Annotated in this window: 1 protein-coding gene; it reads right to left on the minus strand. The window is 69.8% G+C overall.

Annotation, left to right across the window (positions count from 1 at the left end; genetic code table 11):
* Positions 1-538: 538 nt before the first annotated feature.
* Complete coding sequence (locus AB0I94_RS41915; RefSeq protein WP_363315082.1) at positions 539-1654, minus strand: serine hydrolase domain-containing protein; 1116 nt, start codon at positions 1652-1654, stop codon at positions 539-541.
* Positions 1655-1750 lie beyond the last annotated feature (96 nt).

Consider the following 1750-nt stretch of genomic DNA (forward strand, 5'->3'; position numbering starts at 1 on the left):
GCCCCGGCCCCCCCCCCACCCTTTGGATACGCCCCACACCGCCCGGGCGACGGGTAACCCCCCGGCCACTGGCCCCCCCCCGCTCCCCCGGGCCAAGCTCTCCGCCGGCGGAGAGCTTGGCCCGGGTCAGCTACGGAAGGAGAACGCCAACCACCGCCGAGGTTTTCCCCTCAGCGAGGGCCTGCCCCCGACACTCCGGCTCAGCGGCGACGGTCTCCGCCTCACCGCCGTGTCGATCCACGTATACGGGTCGGCCCCGGCGGCGGGCAGTATGCAGGTCCGGATGTCGCGGGGATCGACGTCCAGGGGCTCCAGCGTCTCTTGGGGGTCCAGGGCTCCAGCGTCTCTTGGGGCCCGATACCAAGCTCTTCGCTCTGCCCCGGCCGCCATGCGCCGAAAGACCCTCCAAGAGGCCAGGCGCAGGCGACGGTCTCGCCCACGGTTGCGCCTCTTCTGGAGTGAGGCTGGTGTCCAGGCGGGCGGCCCCGCAGACGCGGTGCGGGCCGGAGCTACCCGCCCGCACCGACGGTCCGTGGGGTCAGGCGCCGCGTCGCAGCCGCTCAGCGATGCCATGTGTCAGCTTCATCTGATCGTCCTCAAGGTTCCACTCCCCCTTCTGGTAGGCCTGATTGCTCACCCAGAACACCGAGATCCCCTCGCGCCGGAACTCCGCGACCGTCGCCAGCGACCAGTCGTTGCCCCCGTCGTGCCAGGCGACCCGGCCGTCATCGGAGTCAACGACGACCCAGCCATAGCCATAGGCCCCGTCCAGCTGCGGCACGCGCACCTGCGGGGCGAACAGTTTCTTTTTCGCGGTCGCGGACAGGACGCTGTCGTCGGTGAGGGCGCGATGCCAGCGGAACATGTCCCGGGCCGTGGAGAGCATCCCGCCGTTGCCGCGCAGATTCCAGGACGGGCCGTCGGGCGCCCATGGATGGTCCATCGGCCGTCCCTGCGGGCGCCCGTGCCGGTCATACTCGACGGCGACCTGCTCGCGCGTCCACGTGGGCAGCACATAGCCGGTGTGGGTCATCCCGGCGGGCCGGAACAGGCTCTGGGCCAAGTAGCGTTCGTAGCTCAGGCCCGAGGCCTTCTCGACGATCGCGGCGAGCAGGCTGTAGCCGACATTGGAGTAACGGAACTCCTCGCCGGGAGCCGACCGCAGCGGAGTCTTCAGCACCCCGGCCAGCAACTGCGATCGCGACAGCGGGTCGTAGTCGTCGCCGAGCGATTCGGGCAGGCCCGCCGTGTGCGTAAGGAGCTGGTGCAGCGTGATGGCCCGTTTGTCCTCGGGAACGGTGTCCAGGTGCGCACCGATCCGATCGCTCACCCGGAGCTTGCCGCTCATCTCCAGCTTCAGGATCGCGGCGGCGGTGAACTGCTTCGTGATCGACATGACGTCGTGCACGGTGTCGCAGGTCGTGGGGGTCTTCGCCGCGCGGTCGGCGTATCCGCGGCCCGCACAGTGCTTGAGCTCGCCCCCTCGCGCGGCGGCCACGGTAATGCCCGCCCCCTGCGGCAGTACGCGGTCGAGGTAGCGGTCGATGTCCGGATCCGCCGGGTCCCGGCTGGCCGGGGCCTCTCCCGCCTTCCCGCCGCCGGACCTTGGCCCAGCGGCGGTGTGAACATCTGAGCACCCGACGAGTGCGAGCACGACTACTGACCTTGTTGGCGTGATGTCGCGAGGGCTGACAAGTCTTGGTTTTCGCAGTAGGCCGGTCATATGAGGTATCCGCAAGGGGGTGGGCTG

Origin of the sequence: Streptomyces sp. NPDC050147 (assembly GCF_040660195.1) — a bacterium.
Classification (GTDB): Bacteria; Actinomycetota; Actinomycetes; order Streptomycetales; family Streptomycetaceae; genus Streptomyces.